The sequence below is a fragment of the Mycolicibacterium parafortuitum genome (assembly GCF_002086815.1).
In the GTDB taxonomy this organism is placed as follows: Bacteria; Actinomycetota; Actinomycetes; order Mycobacteriales; family Mycobacteriaceae; genus Mycobacterium; species Mycobacterium parafortuitum.
The window spans coordinates 58,383-83,939 of sequence record NZ_MVID01000008.1 but is presented as its reverse complement, the minus strand read 5'-3'; the positions used below and the strand labels follow the sequence as shown (position 1 = coordinate 83,939).

The window sequence follows — 25,557 nt, the reverse complement described above, 5'->3', positions numbered from 1 at the left end:
TCAAGCCCCCAGCATGGCTTGGCCGCACACCCGAATGGTGTTGCCCGTCACCGCATTCGACGCCGGGCTGGCGAAGAACGCGATCGCCTCGGCGACGTCGACGGGGTGGCCACCCTGGAACAGCGAGTTCAGCCGGCGGCCCACCTCGCGGGTGGCCAGCGGGATCGCCTCGGTCATCTTGGTCTCGATGAAACCGGGGGCGACCGCGTTGATCGTGATGTTCTTGTCGGCGAACAGCGGCGCCAGTGCGTCGGTCAGCCCGATCATGCCGGCCTTCGTCGTCGCGTAGTTGGTCTGGCCGCGATTGCCCGCGATACCGGCCATCGACGAGAGCCCGATGATCCGGCCGCCGTCACCGATCAGCCCGCTGTCCACAAGGCCCTCGGCAAGCCGAAGCGGTGCAATGAGATTCACCGCGATCACGGAGTCCCAGCGCGATTCGTCCATGTTGGCCAGCAGCTTGTCGCGGGTGATTCCGGCGTTGTTGACCAGGATGTCGACCTTGCCGCCGAAATCCGAGTAGTGCTCCCGGACGTGCTCGGCGATCTGGTCGACGGCGTCGGCGGCCGTCACGTCCAGCGTCAGCGCGGTGCCGCCGACCTTCTTCGCGGTTTCGGCCAGCGCGTCTGCTGCCTGCTCGACGTCGACCGCGATGACCTTGGCGCCGTCGCGCGCGAACACCTCGGCGATCGTCGCGCCGATGCCGCGGGCGGCGCCGGTCACCACCGCGACCTTGCCGTCGAGCGGCTTGTCCCAGTCGGCGGGCGGGGTCGCGTCGGCCGCGCCGACGTAGAAGACCTGCCCGTCGACGTAGGCCGATTTGCCCGACAACAGGAATCGCAGCGTCGACTCCAACCCCGTCGCGGCCGGCTTGGCGTCGGCCGACAGGTACACCAGCGCCGCGGTCGAACCGTTGCGCAGTTCTTTGGCCAGTGACCGGGTGAAGCCCTCCAGCGCGCGCTGCACGGTGCGCTCGTGGACGCTGCCGGTCTCCTCGGGCGTGGTGCCGATGACGACGACGCGGCCGGAATGGCCGAGGTTGCGCATCAGGGGGGTGAAGAACTCGTAGAGGCCCTTGAGGCCCTCGGGCTCGGTGATGCCGGTGGCGTCGTAAACCAGCCCGCCGAAAGAATCGGCCCAGCGGCCGCCGAGGTTGTTGGCGACGACGTCGTAGTCGTCGGCCAGCGCCGCCCGCAGCGGTTCGACCACGCGGCCCTCGCCGCCGATCAGCAGCGAACCCACCAGCGGAGGCTCGCCCTGCTTGTAGCGGCGCAGCTGCTCAGGCTGCGGCACGCCGAGCTGTTTGGCCAGGAACGAGCCCGGTCCGGAGTTGACGATCTGGGAGAGAAGATCGGAAGCCACGGTGCTGCCCTTTCTGGTGACTTGTGTGAGATCGGGGTAAACCGTCATGCGACTCGTGCTGGGTTACCCAGCACTGTCGTGTCCCTCACGAACTTACTCCAGAGTAAGAACGGTGGGTAGTATGACCCTGGACACCCCATAGCACGCCGGGAGGCAGACGTGGCAGACAGCAAGACAGCGCGCCGGGTAGCGATCCTCGGAGGCAACCGGATTCCGTTCGCACGGTCCGACGGCGCCTATGCCAGCGCGTCCAACCAGGACATGTTCACCGCCGTGCTGGACGGGTTGGCCGACCGCTTCAACCTGAAGGGGGAGCGGCTCGATGCGGTGATCGGCGGTGCCGTCCTCAAACACAGCCGGGACTTCAACCTGATGCGCGAGTGCGTGCTGGGCAGCTCGCTGTCGTCGTATACGCCGGCGTTCGACCTGCAGCAGGCCTGCGGCACGGGCCTGCAGTCGGCGATCGCCGCCGCGGACGGCATCGCGCTGGGCCGCTACGAGGTCGCCGCGGCGGGTGGGGTGGACACCGCCTCCGACGCGCCGATCGCGTTCGGCGACGACCTGCGCAAGGTGCTGCTCGGGCTGCGTCGCGCCAAGTCCGCCGTGGACCGCCTCAAGCTGGTGGGCAAGCTGCCCGCGTCCCTTGGCGTCGAGATCCCGGTCAACAGCGAACCCCGCACCGGCATGTCGATGGGCGAGCACGCCGCGATCACCGCCAAGGAGATGGGCGTCAAGCGCGTCGACCAGGACGAGCTCGCCGCCGCGAGCCACCGCAACATGGCCGCCGCGTACGACCGCGGCTTCTTCGACGACCTCGTCACCCCGTTTCTCGGGCTGTACCGGGACAACAACCTGCGCCCGGACTCGTCGCCGGAGAAGCTGGCCAAGCTCAAACCGGTGTTCGGGGTGCGCAACGGCGACGCGACGATGACGGCGGGCAATTCCACCCCGCTGACCGACGGCGCGTCGGTGGCGCTGCTGTCCTCCGAGGAGTGGGCCGCCCAGCACTCGATCCCGGTGCTCGCATACTTCGTCGACGGCGAGACCGCCGCGGTCGACTACGTCAACGGGCGCGACGGCCTGTTGATGGCGCCGACCTACGCGGTGCCACGGCTGTTGGCCCGCAACGGGCTGACGCTGCAGGACTTCGACTACTACGAGATCCACGAGGCGTTCGCATCGGTGGTGCTGGCGACGTTGGCGGCGTGGGAGTCCGACGAGTACTGCAAGGAACGCCTGGGCCTCGACGCCGCGCTCGGCTCGATCGACCGGTCCAAGCTCAACGTCAACGGCTCTTCGTTGGCCGCCGGGCACCCGTTCGCCGCGACCGGCGGGCGAATCGTCGCCCAGCTGGCCAAGCAGCTCGCCGAGAAGAAGGCCCAAACCGGTCAACCAGTCCGCGGCCTGATCTCGGTCTGCGCTGCCGGCGGCCAAGGCGTCACGGCCATCCTGGAGGCCTGAGTTCTGCGCCGAAACTGCGTTCCAGCAGGGAAAAGTCGAGTCGGCGCCTGCTGGAATGCAATTTCGCGGGGAACTTCTCAGCACGCTGTAACGCCCGTCGTACCGCCGTCGATACACGGGATAGCTCCGTGTTGCCGTCTGACCCCCCGACCCGACGGCAACACGGGGCTCTTACTTTGGACGGCATGCAGATCAGCATGTTCGGGCAGGTCCTCGACTTGGCCCCCAATCAGATCGACGGCACGATCGCCTACCTCGCCCAGCTGCGTGACGAAGGATTCGCCCGCGTCTGGATGAGTCAGCTGCCCTACGAGCCGGACCTGTTGACCATCCTCGCGGTGGCGTTGCGCGAGGTCGACACCATCGAGGTGGGCAGCGGCGTCGTCCCGATCCAGAACCAGCACCCAATGCAGCTGGCGCAGCGCGCGCTGACCGTCAGCCTGGCCTCCGGTGGCCGGTTTCTCCTCGGGCTCGGCATGACGCATGCCGCGGTCACCGAGGGCATGTGGGGTATCCCGTGGGACAGGCCGGTGCGCCGCCTCAACGAGTACCTCGACGGGCTGCTGCCGCTGCTGGCCGGTGAGCCCGCCAACGCGACGGGGGAGACGGTGACGACCCGCGGCGCCCTGCAGATCCCCGGGGCCCCGAGACCCGATGTGTACATCGCGGCACTGGGTCCGCAACTGCTCCGGCTGGCGGGCCGGCGCACGCAGGGCACGGTGACGTGGATGACCGGGCCGACGACCCTGCGCGACCACGTCAGCCCGACCCTGCGCCAGGCCGCCGCCGACGCGGGCCGACCCGACGGCGCCGTGCGGGTGGTGTCGTCGCTACCGGTGGCGGTGACCGACGACGTCGACGGCGCGCGTAAACAGGCGGCCGAGCAGTTCGCGGTCTACGGCACGCTGCCGTCCTATCGGGCCATGCTGGACCGCGAAGGCTATGCCGGACCCGAGGATGCCGCGATCATCGGCGACGAGGCCACGGTGCGCGACCGGCTCGCCGAGCTGCGGGCAGCGGGCGTCGACGAGTACGTCGCGGCGGTGTTCGACCGCTCGCCGGAAGGGCGTGATCGCACCCGCGCACTGCTGCGGGAACTGGGCTGAAAAATCCCGTTTCGCCCTCTTCCACGGTGCTGCACCCAGGCGTAGCATCGATCGCACGACGGGTTCGGGAGTGACTGAATCAAAGAGTCGGCAAGGGATGAAAGCCGACCGCGCGACCCATATGAAAGACGCACCCACAAGTCCTCCCGAACCCGCCCTTATGTCCGGAGCCGATCGTGGCCGAGCAGACACAAACTCCGGCGAGTCCGCATGAACACGCCGGAGTGTGTGTCTGCTCGCGCAGATTGCCGAGCCCCCGCAACGCAAGACGCCCCCGGGAAGAGTCCGGGGGCGTCTCGGGTTCGGGAAATCCTGGAACCGTTTAGAAGCTGGCTTCGTCCAGTTCCATGACCTCGTTGTCGAGGTTCTCCACGATGGTGCGGGTGCTGGTCAGCAGCGGCAGGAAGTTCTTCGCGAAGAACGACGCGACCGCGATCTTGCCCTCGTAGAAGGCGCGGTCGGCACCCTCCACACCGGCGTCGAGCTTCTCGATCGCCACGGCAGCCTGCTGCTGCAGCAGCCAGCCGAGGACCAGGTCGCCGACGCTCATCAGGAAGCGGACCGAACCGAGGCCCACCTTGTAGATGCTGGCCGGATCCTCCTGCGAGGCCATCAGATAGCCGGTCAGCGACGCGGCCATGCCCTGGACGTCCGCCAGCGCGGTGGCGAGCAGCGCCCGCTCGGTCTTGAGCCGGCCGTTGCCGGTCTCGGACTTGACGAATTGCTCGATCTGGCCGGCGACGTGGCCCAGTGCCACACCCTTGTCGCGGACGATCTTGCGGAAGAAGAAGTCCTGCGCCTGGATCGCCGTGGTGCCCTCGTAGAGCGAATCGATCTTGGCGTCACGGATGTACTGCTCGACCGGGTAGTCCTGGAGGAAGCCGGATCCGCCGAAGGTCTGCAGCGATTCGGTGAGCTTGGCGTACGCCTGCTCCGAACCCACACCCTTGACGATCGGCAGCAGCAGGTCGTTGATCCGGACCGCCAGATCGGCATCGATGCCGTGCACGGCCTGGGCGACCTCGGCGTTCTGGTGCGTCGCGGTGTACAGGTACAGCGCGCGCAGACCCTCGGCGTAGGCCTTCTGGGTCATCAGCGACCGGCGCACGTCCGGGTGGTGCGTGATGGACACGCGCGGTGCGGTCTTGTCGGTCATCTGGGTCATGTCGGCGCCCTGGATGCGCTCCTTGGCGTACTCCAGCGCGTTCAGGTAACCCGTCGACAGGGTGGCGATGGCCTTGGTGCCCACCATCATTCGAGCCTGTTCGATCACGTCGAACATCTGCGCGATGCCGTCGTGCACCTCGCCGACCAGCCAGCCGACGGCGGGTACGCCGTGCTGACCCAGCGACAGCTCACACGTCGCGGAGACCTTCAGGCCCATCTTGTGCTCGACGTTGGTGACGAACACGCCGTTGCGCTCGCCGGGCTCACCGGTCTCGGGATCGAAGTGGTACTTCGGCACGAAGAACAGCGACAGACCCTTGGTGCCCGGGCCGGCGCCTTCGGGGCGGGCCAGCACCAGATGCATGATGTTCTCGAACAGGTCGTCCGAGTCGGCCGAGGTGATGAAGCGCTTCACGCCGTCGATGTGCCAGGTGCCGTCGGGCTGCTGGACGGCCTTGGTGCGGCCGGCGCCGACGTCGGAGCCGGCGTCCGGCTCGGTCAGGACCATGGTCGAGCCCCAACCGCGGTCGGCGGCCAGCTTCGCCCACTTCTTCTGCTCCTCGGTACCGAGGTTGTGGAAGATGCCGGCGAACGCGGCGCCCATCGCGTACATGTACACGGCCGGGTTGGCGCCGAGGATGTGCTCCTGCAGGGCCCACGAGATCGCGCTCGGCATCGGCGTGCCGCCGAGCTCCTCGCTGATCGTCAGCTTGTCCCAGCCACCGTCGATGACCGAGCGCACGGACTTCTTGAACGCCTCGGGCAGCGTCACGGTGTGGGTCTTGGGGTCGAAGACCGGCGGGTTGCGGTCGCCCTCTTCGAAGGAGTCGGCGACGGGGCCCTCGGCGAGCTTGGCCATTTCGCCCAGCATCTCGGTGACGGTCTCGACGTCCAGGTCGGCGTATGCGCCCTGACCCAGAGCCTTGTCGACTCCGAGTACCTCGAACAGGTTGAACACCTGATCACGGACATTGCTCTTGTAGTGGCCCACGATTCCTCCTCGATGAGAACGCCACATGCGGTTGGGTACTCGTCGGATAAGTTACCCACCAGTAACTGCGCGTAACTATACCGGCCGGTAACTTCAACGCAAGACGAGTGTGGGCAATTTCCGGTCACATCCCAACCGGGTGGTTGGCCGGGGCCTGCCTTTGACCCGGATTACCCCGCTGACCAGCTATTTAGTCGATCTGTGATGATAGTCACGTTTGGCCGGATAGGGTGTGTCCCGTGAGGACGGCAATGGGTGTCGCGGTATGGGGCACCGGCAATATGGGCTCGGTCTCGATCCGGTCGGTCACGGGGTTTCCGGGGCTGCGGCTGGCGGCGGTGATCACGTCCTCGCCGGACAAGGCCGGGCGCGACGCCGCGACGTTCGCCGGCCTCGACCAGCCCACCGGGATCACCGCGACCACCGATATTGACGAGGCGCTGGTCGCCTCCGACGCCGTCGCCTATATGGCCTCCGGCGACATCCGCCCCGAGGAGGCCGTCGCCGACATCGAACGGTGCCTGCGCGCAGGCAAGCATGTGGTCACGCCGTCGCTGTACTCGCTGTACGACCCGGTATCCGCGCCCGTCGAATGGGTGCGGCGCCTGACGGCGGCCGCCGAGGAGGGCGGCGCGACGCTGCTGGTCAGCGGCGTCGACCCGGGGTGGGGCAACGACGCGCTGGCGGTGACCGCCGCGAGCCTGTGCACCCGGATCCGCACCATCACCTGCCAGGAGATCTTCGACTACTCGACCTACAACCAGCCGTTCGCGGTGCGGGTGTCCTGCGGGTTCGGCGGGCCGATGGAGGAGACGCCGATGATGCTGCTGCCGACCATCCCGACGATGGTGTGGGGCGGCAACATCCGGCTCGTCGGCCGCGGGCTCGGCATGGAGATCGACGAGATCACCGAGGAACTGGAGCGGCTCCCGCTGGAGGAGACGGTCGAGACCGTGCTCGGGACGTTCGAGAAGGGAACCCAGGGCGCGTTCTGGCTCAAGGTGATCGGGTGGTCGAGCGGTACGCAACGGGTGGTCATCGACCACATCACCCGCATCCATCCGTCGTGCGCGCCGCACTGGCCCCAGCCGGACCAGGGTGCCGGTGATCACCGGGTGATCGTCGACGGTGATCCGCAGCTGACCATCACCACCCGCGCGGACGCACCCGGCGGCACCCGTGCCGACGGCGGCAACACCACCGCGGCCAACCGGTTGCTCGGTGCGCTGAACTGGCTCGTGGAACAGAAGCCGGGGATCTACGACGGGCTACAGGTGCCGCTGCGGTCGGCGCTGCCCTCCGACGCCGAAGTCACCCGCTGGGCGTGACGTTTCAGTTGTTCAGTTGCCACACAGCGAAATTGAGGCACAGCGCGAACGTCGACCACGCCACGTAGGGCAGCAGCAGCGCGCCCGCGACGGCGCTGCGCCGCCAGAACGCGACCACGGTGACGATCAGCACCACCAGCAGCACGGCCAGCTCGACGAACGCGATCCCGCGCCAGCCGAGCCCGAAGAACAGCGGCGTCCACGCCGCGTTGAGCACCAACTGCACGCCGTACAACACCAGCGCGCGGCGGGTCTCCGGCGACGGGCCGGTCCGCCACACCAGCCACGCGGCGATCGCCATCAGCGCGTACAGCAGCGTCCACGTCGATCCGAACACCCACGACGGCGGCGCGAAACCGGGCTGACGCAGCCGCGCATACCGCTCCGCGCTGTTCGCGGCCAGTCCGCCGAGCCCCGACGCCAGCAGCACGGCCAGCACGGAGATTGCCAGCGCGAGCCACGGTTTCGGGCGGGTACGCGTGTCGGTCACCATGGCCGGCAGGCTACCCGGCAGGCCGCGTCCTCAGACGCCCCCGAATGTGGTCATTCGGTGACGTCGGAACCGGTTTCCTGCGGGGGCGCCTCGGCCGGCGCCTCGGCGTCGGGTAGCTGACCGACGAGGTACTCGGCGAGCCCCCCGATGGTGGGGTAGTCGAACACCGCGGTGGCGTTGATCGTGAACGCGCCACCGAACTGGCTGTGCAGCCGGTTGCGCAGCTCGATCGCCATCAGCGAGTCGGTGCCCAGGTCCAGGAAGCGTGCGGTCGCCGCCGGCGGCTGCGCCAGCCGCAGGAAGTTCTGCACCTCGCGCTGGAGGAACTCGGTGACGAAGCCGGCCCGCTGCGGCACCGGGATCTCCTGCAGCTGCTTGAGCAGCTCGCTGTCCCCGGACACCTCGCCCGCGGCGCTCGGCAGGACCAGGTCCAGCAGGGGCGGGCGTGAACTGCCCAGCACCTTCGCCGCGCGAGCCCAGTTCGCCTTCAGCACGGTGGCCTGCGCCGTCCCGTTCGCGACGACCTCGGCCAGCGCGGCCAGGGCCGCCGACGGTTCCAGCGGGATCAGGCCCTGGGCGGTGATGTTGGCCGCCGCGGCCTCCGACGACGCCATGCCGCCCTGCGCCCACGGCCCGAAGTTCACCCCGGTCGCGGGCAGGCCCTGGGCCCGCCGCGCCGCGACCAGACCGTCGAGCAGCGCGTTGGCGGTCGCGTAGTTCGATTGGCCGGGTGAGCCGAACAGGCTCGACACCGACGACGACACGATGAAGAAGTCCAGGTCGTCGTCACGGGTCAGCCGGTCCAGGTGGCAGGCGCCGAACGCCTTGGGGGCCAACGTGGTCCGGAACCGGTCTAGGCTCTGCTGCGACAGCAGTGCGTCGTCGAGCACCCCGGCCAGGTGTACCACCCCGGCCAGCGGGGGCAGCTCGGCGCGGATGCGCGTCAGCAGTCGGGCGACATCGTCCTCGTCGCCGACGTCCGCGGTGAACACGTGCACTCGGGTCTTGTAGCGCTCCGCGATGTCGGCGATGACCTGTTCGGCATGCGCGTCCGCGGCCCGCCTGCTGGTCAGCACGATGGCGCCGGCGCCGAGCTGGGCCAGATACGCGGCGGTGTGCAGACCGATCGCGCCGAGCCCGCCGGTCACCAGATAACTGCGATCCTGCTGCGGCTGCAGCGGATTCGGGATCTGTACGACGATCTTGCCGATGTGGCGCGCCTGCTGCATACGCCGGAACGCGGCCCTGGCCTCGGTCAGCGGGTAGACCTCGGCGGGCAGCGGGGTCCACTCCGTTCCGGCAAGGCCCTCTGAAACCTCGGTCAGCAGATCCCGGATTCGCTCCGGTTCGGTGAACATCACCGTGTCCAGTGCCACGATCTCGTAGGCGAGGTCGGGGCGCGCCTCGGCCATCCGCTCGACCGGCCAGATGTCGCGTTTGGCGATCTCGGCGAAGCGGCCGCCCTGGGCGGTGGCCCGCAGCGTCGCTTCGATGAACCCCTCACCGGTCAGGCTGTTGAGCACCACGTCGACGCCGGCACCGTCGGTGTCGGCGAGGATCTGGTCCGCGAATTCCGTTGTGCGCGAATCGTAGACATGCTCCACGCCCAGCTTGCGCAGTGTCGCGCGCTTGAAGGTGCTCGCGGTCGCGAACACCGTCGCGCCGCATCGCTGCGCCATCTGGACCGCGGCCAGGCCCACGCCACCGCTGGCGGCGTGGATGAGCACCTTGTCACCCGGCTTGAGTGCGGCCCAGTCGAACGACAGTCGCACCGTGAGCGCGGCGGCGGGGATCGTCGCGGCCTCCACCGCGGTCACCCCGTCGGGGATCGGCGCGACGAACTGCTCCGGAACGTTGAACCGGCTCGCGAACGCGCCCTGCATCGATCCGTAGACCCGCTGGCCCACTTCGAGCCCGGTGACGCCGTCGCCCAATTGCGTGATCACGCCGGCGAAGTCCCCGCCGATCGGCCCGGGATCGCCGGGGTAGAGACCCAGCACGTTGAGGACGTCACGGAAGTTCAGCCCCGCTGCCTCGACCCGAACCTGCACATAACCCTGGTCGGGCGGTGGCACCTCCGTCTCGGTGAGCCGCAGGTTGTCGATCGCGCCGCGCTCGGTGGGCGCCAGCACGAAGTCACCGCCGCGGGGCACCGTCAGATGCCCGCTGCGCGACCACGGCAGCAACCGGGAGGCCAGCAGCTTCCCTTGGCGCACTGCCAGTTCCGGCTCGTCGACAGGTGCGGCGAGCAGGCCGGCCAGCGCCTGCACGGCCTCGGCGGAACCGTCGCTGTCGATCAGCCGGCAGCGCAGCGCAGGTTCTTCGTTGATCGTGGTGCGGCCGAAGCCCCACAGCGCGGCCTGCACCGGGTCGACGGGCTCGGCCGACTCGGTGGCGACGGCCCGCTCGGTGACGATCCACAGCCCGCCGGGCAGTTTCACATCGCCGCCCTGCAGTGCGTGGACGGCGCTGAGCAGGTCGGCGATCTCGGCCTCGAGTCGTGCGGCCGTCTCGGTGCCGGACTCGAGCGCCGGTGCCTGTGCGGCGCGCCACACCACGCCGGAGAACGGCAGTCCCCGCTCGTGGGCATCGATCAACAGCTGTCCCAACGGTTCCCGGTCACCGGAGCGCTCGGCCGCGATGCAGCCCGGAACCGCGGCGGCCAGCTCGGCGAAGCCGCCGACCAGCCAGGTGCCGGTCGGGCCCGCCTCCGAGCCGTCCTCGGGGCCTTCCTGGACCGGCACCTCGTGCCACCCCAGCGTGTACAGCAGCCGGGTGGCGTCACCGCCGAGTCCGCGCAGCAGCGCTTCGCGGGGTGCGCGTTTGACCGTGAACTCCGTGATCCCGCCGAGCCGGTGGCCGTCGCGGTCCAGGTAGTCGATGTCGAAGACCTGCGTCTCGCTGTCGAGCGGGCCCTCGTGCCAGCGTGCCCGGCAGTAGAACCGGCGCGGCATCTTCTCCTGAAGGCTGACCTGCCCGTACCGCAGCGGCAGGTACAGGTCGTTGACGCCCTGCTCGGCGGCCAGCAGCGCCGGGAACGCCGGGAACGCGACGCCGGTGCACAAGTCCATCAGCACCGGGTGCATCGGCTCGGTGCCGAGTTGCTCGGCCAGTTCCGCGCCGACCAGGATGTCGCCGATCGCCTCACCGTCGCCGAGCCACAGCGACTTCAGCGAACCCGACCAGGTCGGGCCCCACGCCAGCTCCAGGTCGGCGAAAGTCTCGAACAGGTCCTGCGGGCGCATCCGGTTCAGCCGCTCGGTCGCCTCGTCGACCGGGCCGCCGGCCCCGGCTGCTTCTCCGGCTCCGCCGGCTCCGGCTGCATTGCCGGCTCCGCCGGCCACCACACCTTCGGCGTTGAGCGACCACTCCGCTCCGCGCTCACCGTACGGACGGCTGTGCACCTGGAACTTGTGCTCGCCCTCACCCACCGGATGCAGAGTCAGCTGCACCTCGCGAGAGCTCTTCTCGGGCAGGATGATCGGCTCGTAGAAGAACACGTCCTTCGCGTGCGCCGGGGTGCCGACGGCGGCCAGCGCCATCGCCGCGTAGGTCGCACCGGGGACGACGACGGTGCCGTAGATGACGTGGTCGGACAGCCACGGCTGCGATTTGACCGACAGCCGGCTGGTGTAGACCGAATCGCCGGAGGCCAGATCCTTGCCGCTGCCCAGGATTCCGGAGCCGACCGAGGCGCCACCGCCGTCGAGGGACATCCCGGCCGATTTCGGCCAGAAGCGCCGCCGCTGGAACGGGTAGGTCGGCATCTCCAGCCGGTGGCCGTGCTCGCGGTGCAGTGCGGCGAAATCGGGCTGGTGTCCGCCGATGTAGGCGGCGGCCAGTGCGTCGGCGATCTGGCGCCGGTCGGCGACGCCCTTGCGCAGCGACGCGACCGCGCGCGGCGCGGGCAGATGCTCGGGCCAGACCTGCACCGCGGCGCCGGTCAGCACCGGCTGCGGGCCGATCTCCATCAGCACCGAAGCGCCCAGCGCGGCGACGGTGCGCACGCTCTCGGCGAACTGCACGGGCTGGCGCGAATGCCGCCGCCAGTACGGGGCGTCCAGGTTGGCCTGCCCGGTCAGCACCGCGCCGGTGCGGTTGCACACCAGCGGCAGGGTGGGTGCGGCGAACTCCAACTGCGCGGCGCACGACTCGAACTCGTCGAGCACCGGCTCGAGCAGTTCGGAGTGGAACGCGTGGCTGGTCTCCAGCCACGTGCAGCGGATCCCGTCCTCGCCGAAGACTGCGACGATCTGCTCGAGATCGTCACCGGGACCGGACAGCACCGTGTTCGGGCCGTTGTACGCGCCGACCGAGACCCGGGGGAAGCCGCCTGCGACCTCTTCGACACGCTTGGCGTCGGCGAACACCGCGACCATCCGCCCGCCCTCGGGCAGGCTGCCGAACAACCGGCCGCGCTGGGCCATCAACCGGGCGCCGTCCTCCAGGCTGAACACCCCGGCCACGCAGGCGGCCGCGTACTGGCCGACGCTGTGCCCGAGCACCACGTCGGGTTCGATCCCCCAGGACTGCCACAGCCGGGCCAGCCCCATCTCGACGGCGAACAGCGCGGGCTGGGCGAACGAGGTGTGCCTCAGTGTCTCGGACGCGGGTACCCCGGCCTCGCGCCCGCTCGCGAACAGCACGTCGAGCAGCGGGCGCGGCAGCAGGTCGGCGACGGCGTCCGCACAGCGCGTCACGGTTTCGGCGAAAACGGGTTCGCTGTCGAACAATTCGCGGGCCATGCCGGGGTACTGGCTGCCCTGTCCGGTGAACAGCCACGCGGTGGTCGGGCGCTGGGTGTGTTCCCCGCGCACCACCCCGGGCCGCAGCCGGTTCTGGGCCAGATCGGATAGGCCGATGCGGGCGCCGTCGACCGAGTCCACGACCAGAGCGGCACGGTGCTCGAAGTGCGAACGGCCGGTTCCGGCCGTCAGGCACACGTCGGCGAGGGCGGCGTCCGGATGCGCGGCAAGCCACGCGTCGTACCGGTTCGCGAGCTCCACCAACGCTTCCGGCGAGCGTGCCGACAACGCCAGCACGTGCGCCTGCTCGAGGGCGGCGGGCTCGTCGTCGGCGGGCTCGACCGGATCGGCGGGCTCACGCGCCGCCAGCTCGTCAGGGGCCTCCTCGATCAGCACGTGCGCATTGGTGCCGGTGAACCCGAACGAACTCACTCCGGCGCGCCGCGGCCTGCCATTGGCCTGCCACGGAATCGCCTTGTCCACCACCCGAACCGGCAACGAATCCCACGGGATGTGCGGGGACGGCGTGTCGAAGTGCAGGCTCTGCGGCAACGTACCGTGCTGCAGTGCCAGCACCACCTTGATCAGACCCGCTGCGCCCGAGGCGGATTCGGTGTGGCCGATGTTGGTCTTCACCGATCCCATCAGCAGCGGCTGGGAGGGATCGCGGGATCCGCCGTACGCCGCCGCGGCGGCCTGCACCTCGATCGGGTCGCCGAGCGGGGTGCCGGTGCCGTGCGCCTCCAGGTAGTCGACATCGGCACCGGTCAGCCCGGCCCGGGCCAGCACGCTGCCGATGAGCCGTTGCTGCGCACCGCCGTTGGGTACGGTCAGGCCGCTGGACGCGCCGTCCTGGTTGACCGCGCTGCTGGCGATCACCGCGCACACCCGGTCGCCGTCGCGGACCGCGTCGCTCAGGCGCTTGAGCACCAGCACACCGCAGCCCTCGCTGCGCACGTACCCGTCGGCGGACGCGTCGAAGGTCTTGCACCGCCCGACCGGCGAGAGCATCCGGGCCCGCGACGCGGCGACCACGGTGACCGGGCTCAGCAGCACGTTCACGCCACCGGCCAGCGCCATGTCGCAGTCCCCGGAGCGCAGCGCCTGGGTGGCCTGGTGAACGGCCACCAGCGACGAACTGCACGCGGTGTCCACCGCCACGGCCGGGCCCTCCAGCCCGAGCGCGAACGAGACCCGGCCGGAGATCGCGTTGAGCGCGTTGCCGGTGATGAAGTGCGGTTCGATCTTGTCGATGGATTCGGCCGAGAGCAGATGGGCGTACTCGTTGGCGGCGACGCCGACGAACACCCCGGTGCGGCTGCCGCGCAGCGCCGACGGCGCGTACCCGGCGCGTTCCAGACCCTCCCACACGGTTTCGAGCATCAGCCGCTGCTGGGGTTCGATCCAGACGGCCTCGCGCGGGGAGATCCCGAAGAACTCGGGATCGAATTCGTCGATGCCGTCCAGGAATCCGCCGTAGCGGGTGTACGTCTTGCCGGCGGCGTCGGGGTCCGGGTCGTAGAACTCGTCGATGTCGAACCGGTCTTCGGGTACCTCGCGTATCGCGTCGACACCGCCGGCCAGCAGGTCCCAGAACGCATCCGGGTCCGGGGCGCCGGGGAACCGGCAGGACACCGCGACGATCGCGATCGGCTCGTCGGCGGCACCGGAGACGACGGAAGCGACCGCGCGTGTCTGCGCCGGCTCGCGCAGCCCGAGCACGTCGCCGAGCAGGTAGTCGGCGGCGTCGGACAGCCGCGGCTGGTCCATCACCAGTGTGACGGGCACTTCCTTGCCGATGCCCTGCTCGATGCGCCTGCGCAGTTCGACGGCCATCAGCGAGTCCATGCCGAGATCGAAGAACCCGGCGTCCTCGCGGATCTCGGCGGCGTCGACGCGGGTCACCTCGGCGACGGCGTCGCGCAGATAGTCGGTCAGCATCCGCTTACGTTGCTGCAGTGGAGCGTTGGTGAGCCGTTCGACCAGCGCGGTCCGGCCCGACGGTGTCGCGGCCACGACCGCGGCGGGCACCTCGCGCTCCAGGTCGGCGAGGAACCCGCGGCGGCCGGCCTGCTGGTAGAGCGGCAGGAAGCGCTCCCAGTCGATCCGGGCCACCACGCCGTCGGCCGCCGCGCCGGTGACCACGTCGGACAGTCCCGCCAGCGCGTCGGCGGGCGACAGCGTCTTGATCCCGCGCTGCTCGAGCCGGGCGCGTGACTGCGCGTCGGCCATCCCGGCCGCCCACGGGCCGAAGTTGACGCTGACGCCGGGGATGCCCTGTTCGCGCAGCCGCCATGCCAGGCCGTCGAGGAATGCGTTGGCGGCGCCGTACGCGGTCTGGCCGTAGCCACCCCACACCGACGCGATCGACGATGTCCCGATGAAGAAGTCGAGCTGTAGATCCGTCGCCGCTTCGCTCAGATGCCAGGCGCCCCAGACCTTCCCGGCGAACACCCGGTCCACCTCGGCGTCGTCGAGTTCGGCCAGCGGGGTGGTGCCGATCTCGCCGGCGGCGTGCACGATGCCCGCCAGCGGCGGCAGCTCGGCCTGCACCGTCGCCAGCAGCCGGGCCACGTCGTGCGCGTCGGCGACGTCGGCGGCCACGACCCGCACCTGACAGCCGTACTGGGCGCGCAACGCGTCGATGCGCTGTTGTGCGGCGTCGCCGGGGGTGCGACGACTGGTCAGCACCAGGTTCCGGGCGCCCTGTGCGGCAAGGTATCCGGCGACCTCGAGGCCGATCGAGCCGAGCCCGCCGGTCACCAGGTAGCTGGCGTCGTCGCGCAGGCCGAGCGGTCGGCCGCTGGGCAGCTCGTCGCGGCGCACCAGCCGGGGCACGTAGACGGTCTGGTCGCGCAGTGCGATCTGGTCCTCGCGGACCGTCGGGTCATGCGGTGCCGCAATGCGATTGAGCAGCCGCGACCATTCTTCGGTGCCGACGGGGGACAGGTCGGCGAGACCTCCCCACAGCTGCGGATGTTCCAGTGACGCGGCCCGGCCGAAGCCCCACAGGCAGCTCTGATCGGGCGCGACGGTGTCGGTGTCGGTGACGTGCTGTGCGCCGCGGGTCACCAACCAGAGCGGGGCGCGCAGTTCGGCGGCCACCGCTGCGCGGAACAGCCGGCGGGTTCCGCCGAGAATCCGGTGCTGCATCCGCAGCAGCGAGCGCATCGAGACGCCGGCCTCGGCGCCGTCGAGCGCCGCGACGTGTACCAGCCGTAGCGCGTCGGCCTCGGCCGCGACGGCACGCAGCGCGCCGGCGAGCTCGGCCTCCTCGCCGTCCGATTTCGGCAACCCGACGATGCGGTACCGGCTGCCGCGCGCGGCCAGCACGTCGACGAGCGGGCGCGTCGCGTCGGTGTCGTCACCGACCACCACCCAGGTGATGTCCTCGCCGGCGTCCGCACCGAGCGGGCCCGCGGTCGAGGGCTCCCACCGGAACCGGTAGCGGTCGTCGGCGATGGACTCCGTCGAGCGCTGCTGATTGTGCTGTGCGGCAAGACGGTTCAGTACGTCGAGGGTCTGGGGATCGGTCTCGGTGCCGCCGAGGAGTGCGGCGAGTTCCTCGATCCGGCCGTCCTCGAGCAGGCGCACCGTCTCGGTGCGGCCCTGCCCGGGGCGCGAAGCGGGAGCCGGGGCGGCAGAACCCTGGTCCTGTTTGTCGGTGAACCAGTACCGGCGATGCTCGAACGGGTAGGTCGGCAGATCGAGCTTGCGGGCCCCCGGCCGTCCGAACGCGCCGAATGCGGGCAGGTGCCCGAACACGTACGCGTCGGCGACGGCCTCGGTGATCTGGCGTTGGTCGGCGGTGGTGCGGCGCAGCGACGCGATCACCCGCGGGGTGGTCGCCGGGTCCGGCCATGCGCTCAACGCCGCGGCGGTCAGCACCGGCCGCGGGCCGATCTCGACCAGCAGCTTGCAGTTCATCTCGGCGAGCGTGCGCACGCTCTTGGCGAACTCGACCGGCTGGCGGGCGTGCCGGCGCCAGTACGCCCCGTCCAGGCGGACGCTCCTGCCGATCGCGGCACCGGTCCGGTTGTCGATCAGGATCCGTTGCGGCGCATGGACGTCGAGCTTGTCGGCGGACGCCTCGAAGTCGTCGAGGATCGGGTCGAGCAGCGCCGAGTGGAACGCGTGGCTGGTCTCCAGCCAGTCGCAGCGCACCCCGTCGGCGACCAGCCCGGCCACCGCGTTCTCCAGATCTTCTGCCGGGCCGGACAGTACGGTGTTAGCGCCGTTGTAGGCGGCCACCGACAGCGCCGGGAAGTCGTCGGTCAGGCTCTCGACGCGCTCGGCCGGCGCGAAGATCGCGACCATGCGTCCGCCGGCGGGCAGGCTGCCGAACAGCCGGCCCCGTTCGGCCATCAACCGGGCGCCGTCCTCGAGGCTGAACACCCCGGCCACACAAGCCGCCGCGTATTGGCCGACGCTGTGGCCGAGCACCACGTCGGGTTCGAAGCCCCACGACTGCCACAACCGGGCCAGACCCATCTCCACGGCGAACAGTGCCGGCTGCGCATAGGTCGTGTGCCGCAGCGCATCCTCGTCGTCGACATCGAAAATGACGTCCAGCAGCGGCTTTTCGAGGAGACCGGCGACCGCGTCGGCGCACCGGCGCACCGTCTCGGCGAACACCGGTTCGGTGTCGAAGAGCTCCCGGGCCATACCCGGGTACTGGCTGCCCTGCCCGGTGAACAGCCACGCGGTCTTTGGGGTGTCGTAGGACTCGCCGCGCACCAGGCCCGGCGCGGGACGGTCGTCGGCGAGGGCCCCGAGCAACTCGATCGCGGAGTCCCTGGAGTTGACCACGATCGCGGCGCGGTGTTCCAGATGCGAGCGCGCGGTGCCTGCGGTCAGACACGCATCGGCCAGCGTCGCGTCCGGATGCTCGGTCAGCCAGGTGCGGTAGTCGGCGGCCAGTCGCGCGAGCGCGCCCGGGGTCCGTGCGGAGACCGGCAGCAGGTCGAAGCGTCCATCGGCGCCGGGCTGTGCCGGCTCGGGCGCCACGGGGGCCTCTTCGAGGATCACGTGGGCGTTGGTGCCCGCGAAGCCGAACGAGCTGACCCCGGCGATGCGGGGCCGGTCGCCGCGCTTCCCGCGCCTCCAGGGAACGGCCTCCTTGACGACCTCGACCGGCAGCCGGTCCCACGGGATGTGCGGTGACGGGGTCTCGAAGTTCAGGTGCTTGGGCAGGGTCTCGTGTTCGAGCGCCAGCACGACCTTGAGGACACCGGCGATGCCGGCCGCGGCCTCCAGATGCCCGATGTTGGTCTTGGCCGAGCCGATCAGCAGCGGGCGGTTCGGATCCCGGCCCGCGCCCAGCGCCGCGCCCGCGGCCTGCGCCTCGATCGGGTCGCCCAGCGAGGTGCCGGTGCCGTGCGCCTCCAGGTAGTCGACGTCGGCGGGGGCCAGCCCGGCACGCTTCAGCGCGTCGGCGATAACCCGTTGCTGGGCAACACCGTTGGGGACGGTCAGGCCGCCCGAGGCGCCGTCCTGGTTGATCGCGCTGCCGCGGATCACCGCGCGGATCCGGTTCCCGTCGCGGACCGCGTCCTCGAGGCGTTTGACGACGATGATGCCGCAGCCCTCGCCGCGGACGTAGCCGTCGGCGGCGGCGTCGAAGGTCTTACAGCGGCCGTCGGGGGCCAGCATGTGCGCGTTGGAGAACGTGATCATCGTGGCCGGGGTGAGCATCACGTTCGCGCCGCCGGCCAGTGCGACGTCGCATTCGCCCAGCTGCAGCGCCTGGCACGCCTGGTGGATGGCGACCAGCGACGAACTGCACGCGGTGTCGACGGCGACGGCGGGCCCCTGCAGGCCCAGCCGGTAGCTGATCCGGCCCGCCGCGGCGGCGTTCGACGTCCCGATGGCCAGGTAGGCCTCGATCTCCGGGTAGGTCAGCCCGTCGGAGGCCATGCCCAGGTAGTCGTGCGTGGCCAGGCCGACGAACACGCCGGTGCGGGTGTTCGCCAGCGCCGACGGTGCGGTGCCCGAGTGCTCCACCGCGCGCCAGGCCGTCTCCAACAACAGCCGGTGCTGCGGATCCATCATCTGGACCTCGCGGGTCGACATCCCGAAGAACGGGGCGTCGAACCCTGTCGCGTCGTCGACGAAGCCGGCGCGCCGGGTCACCACCTTGCCGGGAGCCGCCGGATCCGGGTCGAAGAACGCGTCGACGTCCCAGCGGTCCGCGGGGACCTCGGAGATCGCGTCGCGGCCCGCGCTCAGCAGCTCCCAGTACTCGCCGGCGTCAGCGGCGCCCGGAAGCCTGGCGGCGTAGCCGACGATCGCGAAGCGAGGGGTCGGCTCGCCCGATGGTGCGGCGGATCCCATGCCGTGTGTCCTCCCATGAATCGACGGTCGCAACACCGCCCCGCGGCACAGCTGACACGCCCAAGAACCAACTCCCCCGCGGACACTATTGCACGGGGGCGGGGGCCATGGGGAAGTTGCTGCCTCTTCGACCGGGCGTCACCGGCGGGGCCCGGTCGTTGGGTATGTTGTCCAGCGAACACGGCTGCGGCGGGATCACCGAACCGGCACGACAGAGCAGTACTGGGGGAGGACCACGCATTGCGCATCGGCAAGATCACGGTTGGCGCACTTGAGGAATGGTCGCTTCGGCCCGGAAACGTCATCTCCTGGCATCCGACGGAGGCGTCAATCGAGAAGGCCCGCCAGGCCCCGGTCAGCACGGTTCCGGTCAGCTTCATGCAGGGCCAGCATCTGCGTAACTACTGTGAACGCACGACGGCCGGTTTGAACTTCTCCCGGCAGATCATCGCGAGCTGCGATGTGGCCGGCCGATGCGATATCGCCGCGATGGATCACGCCGTCAACGCCTATCTGCGACGGCACGACACATTCCGCAGCTGGTTCGCCGAGGGGCCCGACGGGAAATTCGTCCGGCACGCCCTCGAAGACCCCGCCGACATCGAATTCGTGCCGGTCGAACACGGCCATATGACCGTCGATGAGATCCACCAGCACGTGATCGCGATCCCGAGCCCGCTCGAGTGGGGTTGTTTCACGTTCGGCGTCATTCAGGGCGACGACCATTTCAGTTTCTTCGCGTCGATGGATCACGTGCACGGTGACGCGACCCTGATCGGCACCACCATGATGGAAGCCAACGGCATGTATTCGGCGCTCAGCGGCGGCGGGCAGGCGCTGACACTTCCCGACGCCGGCAGTTTCGACGAATTCTGCGTCCGCGAACGAGAGTTCACCGCGGAGCTGACCGAGGATTCCCCCGGGGTGCGCGCCTGGATCGACTACGCCGAGAACAACGCCGACGGATTTCCCGAATTCCCGCTACCGCTGGGCAATCCGCAGGATTCGACCCGCAGCGTGATGACCTCCGAACCGCTGCTGGACGCGGCGCAGACGGAACGGTTCGACGCGGCGTGCGGGGCGGCGGGCGCGCGGTTCGTCGGCGGCCTGTTCGCCTGCCTGGCGCAGGTCGAACACGAATTGACCGGTGCGCTGACCTATTACGGGCTGACGCCACGGGATTCGCGCAGCGGATCGGACAATTTCATGACCCAAGGCTGGTTCACCGGCCTCATTCCGATCACCGTGCCGATCGGCGCGGCATCATTCGGCGATGCCGCGTGGGCCGCGCAGAATTCGTTCGACTCGGGCCTGAACATGGCGAAGGTGCCGTATTACCGGGTGCTGGAATTGGCGCCGTGGCTGCGCTGGCCGCGGCCGAATTTCCCGGTGTCGAATTTCTTCCACGGCGGTGCCGCACCGATGAACGCCATTCTGGCGGCGGCCGAAATGGGATTGGCCGACAACATCGGCATCTATCCGGACGGCCGGTACTCCTATCAGCTCACCATTTACATCTTCCGGTACGACCAGGGCGTCGAGATGGCGATCATGCATCCCGACAATCCGGTCGCGAAGAAATCGGTCGAACGATATATGCGGACCATGAGGTCGGTGGCCGCGCTCGTCGCGGACACGGGCAACTGGGGACGCGTCGCGTAGCGTGAAAACCGTCGCAGGGTTTGGCCATCCCACCGCAGTCCTGCGATTGCGGCGGTGCAGGGCGGAGGTGCGGCCGATATGCGACGGCTAGCCGATGTCGTGGTGCGCCGGCCGTGGGTGGTCATCGCGATGTGGATCGCGCTGGCCGTGGCGCTGCCGCTGTCGTTCCCGTCGCTCGGCGAGATGGCCGCCAAGCATCCACTGCAGATCCTGCCCGCCGACGCACCGTCGAGCGTCACCGCCCAGAGGATGGCCGTCGCGTTCGACGAGTCCGGGTCCGACAACCTGCTCGTCGTCGCGTTCATCAACGAATCCGGACTGCGCCCGCAGAACGAGGTCACCTACCGCAACGTCGTCGACGCGCTGCGCGACGACGTCGCCGACGTGGTGTCGGTGCAGGACTTCGTCAGCACCCCGCAACTGCGGCAGTTCCTGACCAGCGAGGACAAGACCACCTGGGTGCTGCCGGTCAGCCTGGTCGGGGAGCTGGGCACGCCGCGGGCCTACGAATCGTTCAACCGGGTCGCCGAGGTCATCCGGCACGAGGTGCCCGATCCCGGGCCGGCCGGAGACTCGCTGCACGTCTACATCACCGGCCCCGCCGCGACCGTCGCGGACCTGACCGTGGCGGGTGAGCAGGACCGGCTGCCCATCGAGATCGCGATCGCCGTGCTGGTGCTCGGGGTGCTGCTGCTGGTGTACCGCAACGTGGTCACGATGCTGTTGCCGCTGATCACCATCGGATCGTCGGTGCTGATCGCCCAGGGGGTGGTCGCGGCGTATTCCGAGCTGACCGGCTCGGGGGTGTCGAATCAGTCCATCGTGTTCCTCAGCGCGATCCTGGCCGGTGCCGGCACCGACTACGCGGTGTTCCTGATCAGCCGGTATCACGACTATCTGCGGCAGGGCTCGCAGTCGGACGACGCGGTGCGGGCGGCGATGGTCTCGATCGGCAAGGTCATCACCGCATCGGCGACCACCGTCGGCATCACGTTCCTGGCGATGAGCTTCGCGAAGATGGGCGTGTTCCGCACGATCGGGGTGTCGGCCGCGATCGGCATCGGCGTCGCCTACCTGGCCGGCATCACGCTGCTGCCGGCGATCCTGACGCTGGCGGGCCCGCGCGGCTGGATCAAACCGCGCCGCGAGCTGACCGCGCTGTTCTGGCGGCGCTCCGGGATCCGGATCGTGCGCCGGCCGGTGCCGCATCTGGTGGCCAGCGCGCTGGTGCTGGTGCTGCTCGGCAGCCTCGCGATCGTCGCGAACTACAACTACGACGACCGCAAGGCCGTGTCGGCGTCGGCGCCGAGTTCGGTCGGGTACGCCGCGCTGGAACGGCATTTCCCGGTCAGCCAGTCGATCCCGCAGTACATCCTGGTGCAGTCGCCCAGGGATCTGCGCAACCCGCAGGCCCTCGCCGACCTGGAGCAGATGGCGTCGCGGATCGCGCAGCTGCCGGACGTCGCGCTGGTCAGCGGCGTGACCCGGCCGCTGGGGGAGGTTCCGGCCGAGTTCCGGGCCACCTTCCAGGCCGGCATCGTCGGGGACCGGCTGGCCGCCGGCTCCGCCCAGATCGGTGAACGCCGTGGTGACCTGAACACGCTGGCCGACGGCGCGACGGAGTTGGCGGACAGCCTCGGCGATGTGCGCACCCAGGTCAACGAGATCGCGCCGAGCCTGCGCGGGCTGATCGAGACGTTCTCGTCGGTGCGCACCGAGTACGGCGGCGACAAACTGGTGCGCGACGTCGCGACCGCCGCCAAGCTCGTCGACAGCGTCAACAAACTCGGGCTGTCGATGGGCCTGAACTTCCGCGCGGTCAAGGACATGTTCGCCTGGATCGGCCCGGTGCTGGCCGCGCTGCAGGGCAACCGGGTCTGCGACGCCAATCCGTCGTGCGTGGACACCCGGATGCAGTTCGAGAAGCTGATGACGGCCCGCGAGGACGGCCGGGTGGACGAGATCAACCAGCTCGCCGGCCAGCTCCAGGGCGTCGACGACCGGCAGAGCCTGACCGCGACGGTCAACCAGCTGAACTCCGCGCTGGCCAAGCTGACCAACGCGATCTCGGCGATGGGGCTCGACACCCCGTCCGGGGCCCGGGCCGGCCTGGCCGACCTTGAGGACGGCGCCGACCGGCTCGCCGACGGCAGCCGTCAGGTCGCCGGCGGCGTCGATCAGCTCGTCGAGCAGATCAAGGTGATGGCCGCCGGGTTGGACCAGGCCGCGGCGTTCCTGCTGACCATGCGCAACGACGCGGCGAGCTCGAACATGGCGGGCTTCAGCATCCCGGCCGAGGTGCTGGGCGCCGTCGAGTTCCAGAAGGCCGCCGAGGCGTTCATCTCGCCGGACGGGCATTCGGTGCGCTACCTGGTGCAGACCAAGCTCAACCCGTTCAGCCCGGAGGCGATGAACCAGGTCAACACGATCAGCGACATCGCCCGCGGCGCGCAGCCCAACACCATGCTGTCCGATGCGACGATCTCGATGGGCGGCTTCCCCGCCGCGCTGCGCGACACCCGCGACTACTACGAGCACGACATCCGGTTCATCATCGTCGTGACGCTGATCATCGTGACGCTGGTGCTGATGCTGTTGCTGCGCTCGCTGATCGCGCCGCTGTACCTGGTCGGTTCGGTAGTGGTGTCCTATTTCGCCGCGATCGGTGTCGGGGTGCTGGTGTTCCAGCTGATGCTCGGTCAGCAGCTGCACTGGAGTGTGCCGCCGCTGGCGTTCGTGGTGCTGGTCGCCGTCGGCGCCGACTACAACATGTTGTTCGTGTCGCGGATGCGCGACGACTCCCCGCACAGCGTGCGGTTCGGCATCATCCGCGCGCTCGGCTCGACCGGCGGCGTGATCACCGCGGCCGGATTGATCTTCGCCGCGTCGATGGCCGGTCTGCTGTTCTCCAGCATCGGGATCGTCGTGCAGGGCGGATTCGTGATCGGCGTCGGCATCCTGCTGGACACCTTCGTCGTGCGCACCATCCTGGTGCCCGCGGTCGCGACGTTGCTGGGGCGGGCGAACTGGTGGCCGTCGCGGGTCGCGGCGCCGGCTCGCGAACGGGTTAGCGCGGACACCTGATCTATGCAAAACTTCGACACGAGCGGGTCAGGAGCAATGGTCAGCGGGTTCCTCCCAGGATTCAGTACGGACGTGATGTGACAGCTACGCCCCAGTCGACGATTCTCTCGATGCTGCACGGCCGCGCCAGCATGCGCCCCGACGACGTCGCGTTCACGTTCACCGAATACGCCGACGACCCGGCCGGTGTCGCCGAGGACGTGACCTGGTCGCAGCTGTCCCGGCGAACGATCAACGTGGCGCGCGCAATTCGCGAACACGGCGCCGTCGGCGATCGTGCGGTGATCCTGGCTCCGCAGGGTCTCGACTACATTCTCGCGTTCCTCGGCGCGATGGAGGCCGGGCTGATCGCGGTCCCGCTTCCGCTGCCGCACCGCGGCTCCAACCACGACCGGGTCAGCGCGGTGTTCACCGACACCACCCCGTCGGTCGTGCTGACCGCCTCTGCGGTCGCCCAGGACGTCGGCGACTACGTCGACCAGGCCCGCATGGAGGTCGCGCCGAAGATCCTGCAGATGAATTCGCTGGATCTGGACGCGCAGACATCCGGCGAGCCGCTGCCGCGCGGCGAGGCACCCGACATCGCGTACCTGCAGTACAGCTCGGGGTCGACCCGGCTGCCCACCGGCGTGATGATCTCGCACCGCAACCTGCAGTCGAACTACGAGCAGCTGATGCGCAGCTTCTTCGCGGTGCCGCACATCAAGTCGACGGCGAACCTGACGATCGTGTCGTGGCTGCCCTTCTACCACGACATGGGGTTGGTGCTCGGGGTGTGCGCGCCGATCCTCGGCGGCCACCCGGCGAAGCTGACCAGCCCGGTCGCGTTCCTGGAGAAACCGTCGCGCTGGGTCAGGGCGCTGGCCCAGAACCCGCAGGCGTTCTCGGCGGCGCCGAACTTCGCGTTCGAGCTGGCGGCCCGCAAGACCACCGACAGCGATCTGGCCGGCCTCGACCTCGGTGACGTGCTCGGCATCATCAACGGCGCCGAGCGGGTGAACCCGGCGACGCTGGAGCGCTTCGCAGACCGCTTCGCGCACTTCAACTTCCGCGACAACATGCTGCGCCCGTCCTACGGGCTCGCCGAGGCGACGGTGTTCGTGGCCAGCGGCATCTACGACGAGTCGGCCCCGCAGCCCCGCTTCGACAGCGACGAGCTGTCCGCGCGCCGGGTGAAGCCGTGCACCGCTGCGTCGGGCACCGCGCTGGTCCGCTACACGCTGCCGCAGTCCCCGCTGGTGCGCATCGTGGACGTGGATGCCCGCACCGAATGCCCGCCCGACGCGGTCGGCGAGATCTGGGTGCACGGCGAGAACGTCGCGTCCGGGTACTGGAGCAGGCCGGCGGATGAGCAGCAGTGCTTCGGGGCGTCCATCGTCGACCCGTCCCCGGGCACCCCCGACGGCCCGTGGCTGCGCACCGGTGATCTCGGCTTCGTCCACGACGGCGAGTTGTTCATCGTCGGGCGCATCAAGGACCTGCTGATCATCCGAGGCCGCAACCACTACCCCGAGGACATCGAGGCCACCGTCTCCGGCATCACCCGCGGCCGCGTCGCCGCGATCTCGGTGCCGGAGAACAGCACCGAGAAGCTCGTCACCGTCATCGAGTTGAAGAAGAACTCCGGGGAGGACGCGACGCGCTGGCTCCACGAGGTGAAAAGCGACGTCACCTCGGCGATCTCGAACGCGCACGGTCTCAACGTCGAGGACCTGGTGCTCGTGCCGCCCGGCTCGATCCCGACCACCACGAGCGGCAAGGTGCGCCGCTCCGCCTGCGTCGACCACTACCGCCAAGATCAGTTCGACCGGCTGGACGCCTGATC

The 25,557-nt window shown here is 69.6% G+C and carries 10 protein-coding genes; 6 read left to right on the top strand and 4 right to left on the bottom strand.

What is annotated here, in order from left to right; all coding sequences use genetic code 11:
- Positions 1–1,410, bottom strand: a complete 1,410-nt coding sequence (locus tag BST38_RS11710; RefSeq protein WP_181791986.1) for a 3-oxoacyl-ACP reductase — start codon at positions 1,408–1,410, stop codon at positions 1–3.
- Positions 1,411–1,521: 111 nt separating this feature from the next.
- Between BST38_RS11710 and BST38_RS11705 the strand changes: the two genes are divergently transcribed.
- Together BST38_RS11705 and BST38_RS11700 are read left to right on the top strand one after the other, a co-directional pair.
- The gene (locus tag BST38_RS11705) at positions 1,522–2,823 is read left to right on the top strand and encodes an acetyl-CoA C-acetyltransferase (RefSeq protein ID WP_083143463.1); all 1,302 of its coding nucleotides are present in this window, start codon (positions 1,522–1,524) and stop codon (positions 2,821–2,823) included.
- A gap of 185 nt (positions 2,824–3,008) precedes the next feature.
- Positions 3,009–3,929 (top strand): TIGR03564 family F420-dependent LLM class oxidoreductase, encoded by a 921-nt coding sequence (locus BST38_RS11700; RefSeq protein ID WP_083143565.1) that lies wholly within the window; start codon positions 3,009–3,011, stop codon positions 3,927–3,929.
- Between the two features lie 322 nt (positions 3,930–4,251).
- Here the strand turns inward: BST38_RS11700 and BST38_RS11695 are convergent, their stop codons facing one another.
- Entirely contained in the window at positions 4,252–6,087 is a 1,836-nt protein-coding gene (locus BST38_RS11695) for an acyl-CoA dehydrogenase (protein ID WP_083143462.1), read from the bottom strand.
- A gap of 251 nt (positions 6,088–6,338) precedes the next feature.
- Here BST38_RS11695 and BST38_RS11690 point away from each other — a divergent pair, with 251 nt between their 5' ends.
- Positions 6,339–7,415: an NAD(P)H-dependent amine dehydrogenase family protein gene (locus BST38_RS11690; protein ID WP_110781728.1), complete on the top strand. Its 1,077-nt coding sequence runs from the start codon at positions 6,339–6,341 to the stop codon at positions 7,413–7,415.
- Between the two features lie 4 nt (positions 7,416–7,419).
- On the opposite strand, the gene BST38_RS11685 is transcribed toward BST38_RS11690, so the two are convergent.
- The gene (locus BST38_RS11685) at positions 7,420–7,908 is read right to left on the bottom strand and encodes a TspO/MBR family protein (protein WP_083143460.1); all 489 of its coding nucleotides are present in this window, start codon (positions 7,906–7,908) and stop codon (positions 7,420–7,422) included.
- 50 nt (positions 7,909–7,958) lie between these two features.
- Positions 7,959–18,986, bottom strand: a complete 11,028-nt coding sequence (locus tag BST38_RS11680) for a type I polyketide synthase (protein ID WP_083143459.1) — start codon at positions 18,984–18,986, stop codon at positions 7,959–7,961.
- A 240-nt stretch (positions 18,987–19,226) separates the two neighbouring features.
- On the opposite strand from BST38_RS11680, the gene BST38_RS11675 reads away from it, so the two are divergent.
- From BST38_RS11675 to BST38_RS11665, 3 genes are all read left to right on the top strand, one after another.
- Positions 19,227–20,648 (top strand): condensation domain-containing protein, encoded by a 1,422-nt coding sequence (locus tag BST38_RS11675; RefSeq protein WP_083143458.1) that lies wholly within the window; start codon positions 19,227–19,229, stop codon positions 20,646–20,648.
- Positions 20,649–20,726: 78 nt separating this feature from the next.
- Complete coding sequence (locus BST38_RS11670) at positions 20,727–23,732, top strand: MMPL/RND family transporter (RefSeq protein WP_083143457.1); 3,006 nt, start codon at positions 20,727–20,729, stop codon at positions 23,730–23,732.
- Between the two features lie 77 nt (positions 23,733–23,809).
- A complete protein-coding gene (locus tag BST38_RS11665; RefSeq protein WP_083143456.1) occupies positions 23,810–25,555 on the top strand; it encodes an AMP-binding protein in 1,746 nt (581 codons plus the stop codon).
- The last annotated feature ends 2 nt before the right edge of the window (positions 25,556–25,557 follow it).

Coding starts and splice junctions, on each gene's coding strand:
- BST38_RS11685 (WP_083143460.1), bottom strand. CDS start 7,908: ATGGTGACCGACACGCGTACCCGCCCGAAACCGTGGCTCGCGCTGGCA.
- BST38_RS11680 (WP_083143459.1), bottom strand. CDS start 18,986: ATGGGATCCGCCGCACCATCGGGCGAGCCGACCCCTCGCTTCGCGATC.
- BST38_RS11670 (WP_083143457.1), top strand. CDS start 20,727: ATGCGACGGCTAGCCGATGTCGTGGTGCGCCGGCCGTGGGTGGTCATC.
- BST38_RS11700 (WP_083143565.1), top strand. CDS start 3,009: ATGCAGATCAGCATGTTCGGGCAGGTCCTCGACTTGGCCCCCAATCAG.
- BST38_RS11690 (WP_110781728.1), top strand. CDS start 6,339: ATGGGTGTCGCGGTATGGGGCACCGGCAATATGGGCTCGGTCTCGATC.
- BST38_RS11710 (WP_181791986.1), bottom strand. CDS start 1,410: ATGACGGTTTACCCCGATCTCACACAAGTCACCAGAAAGGGCAGCACC.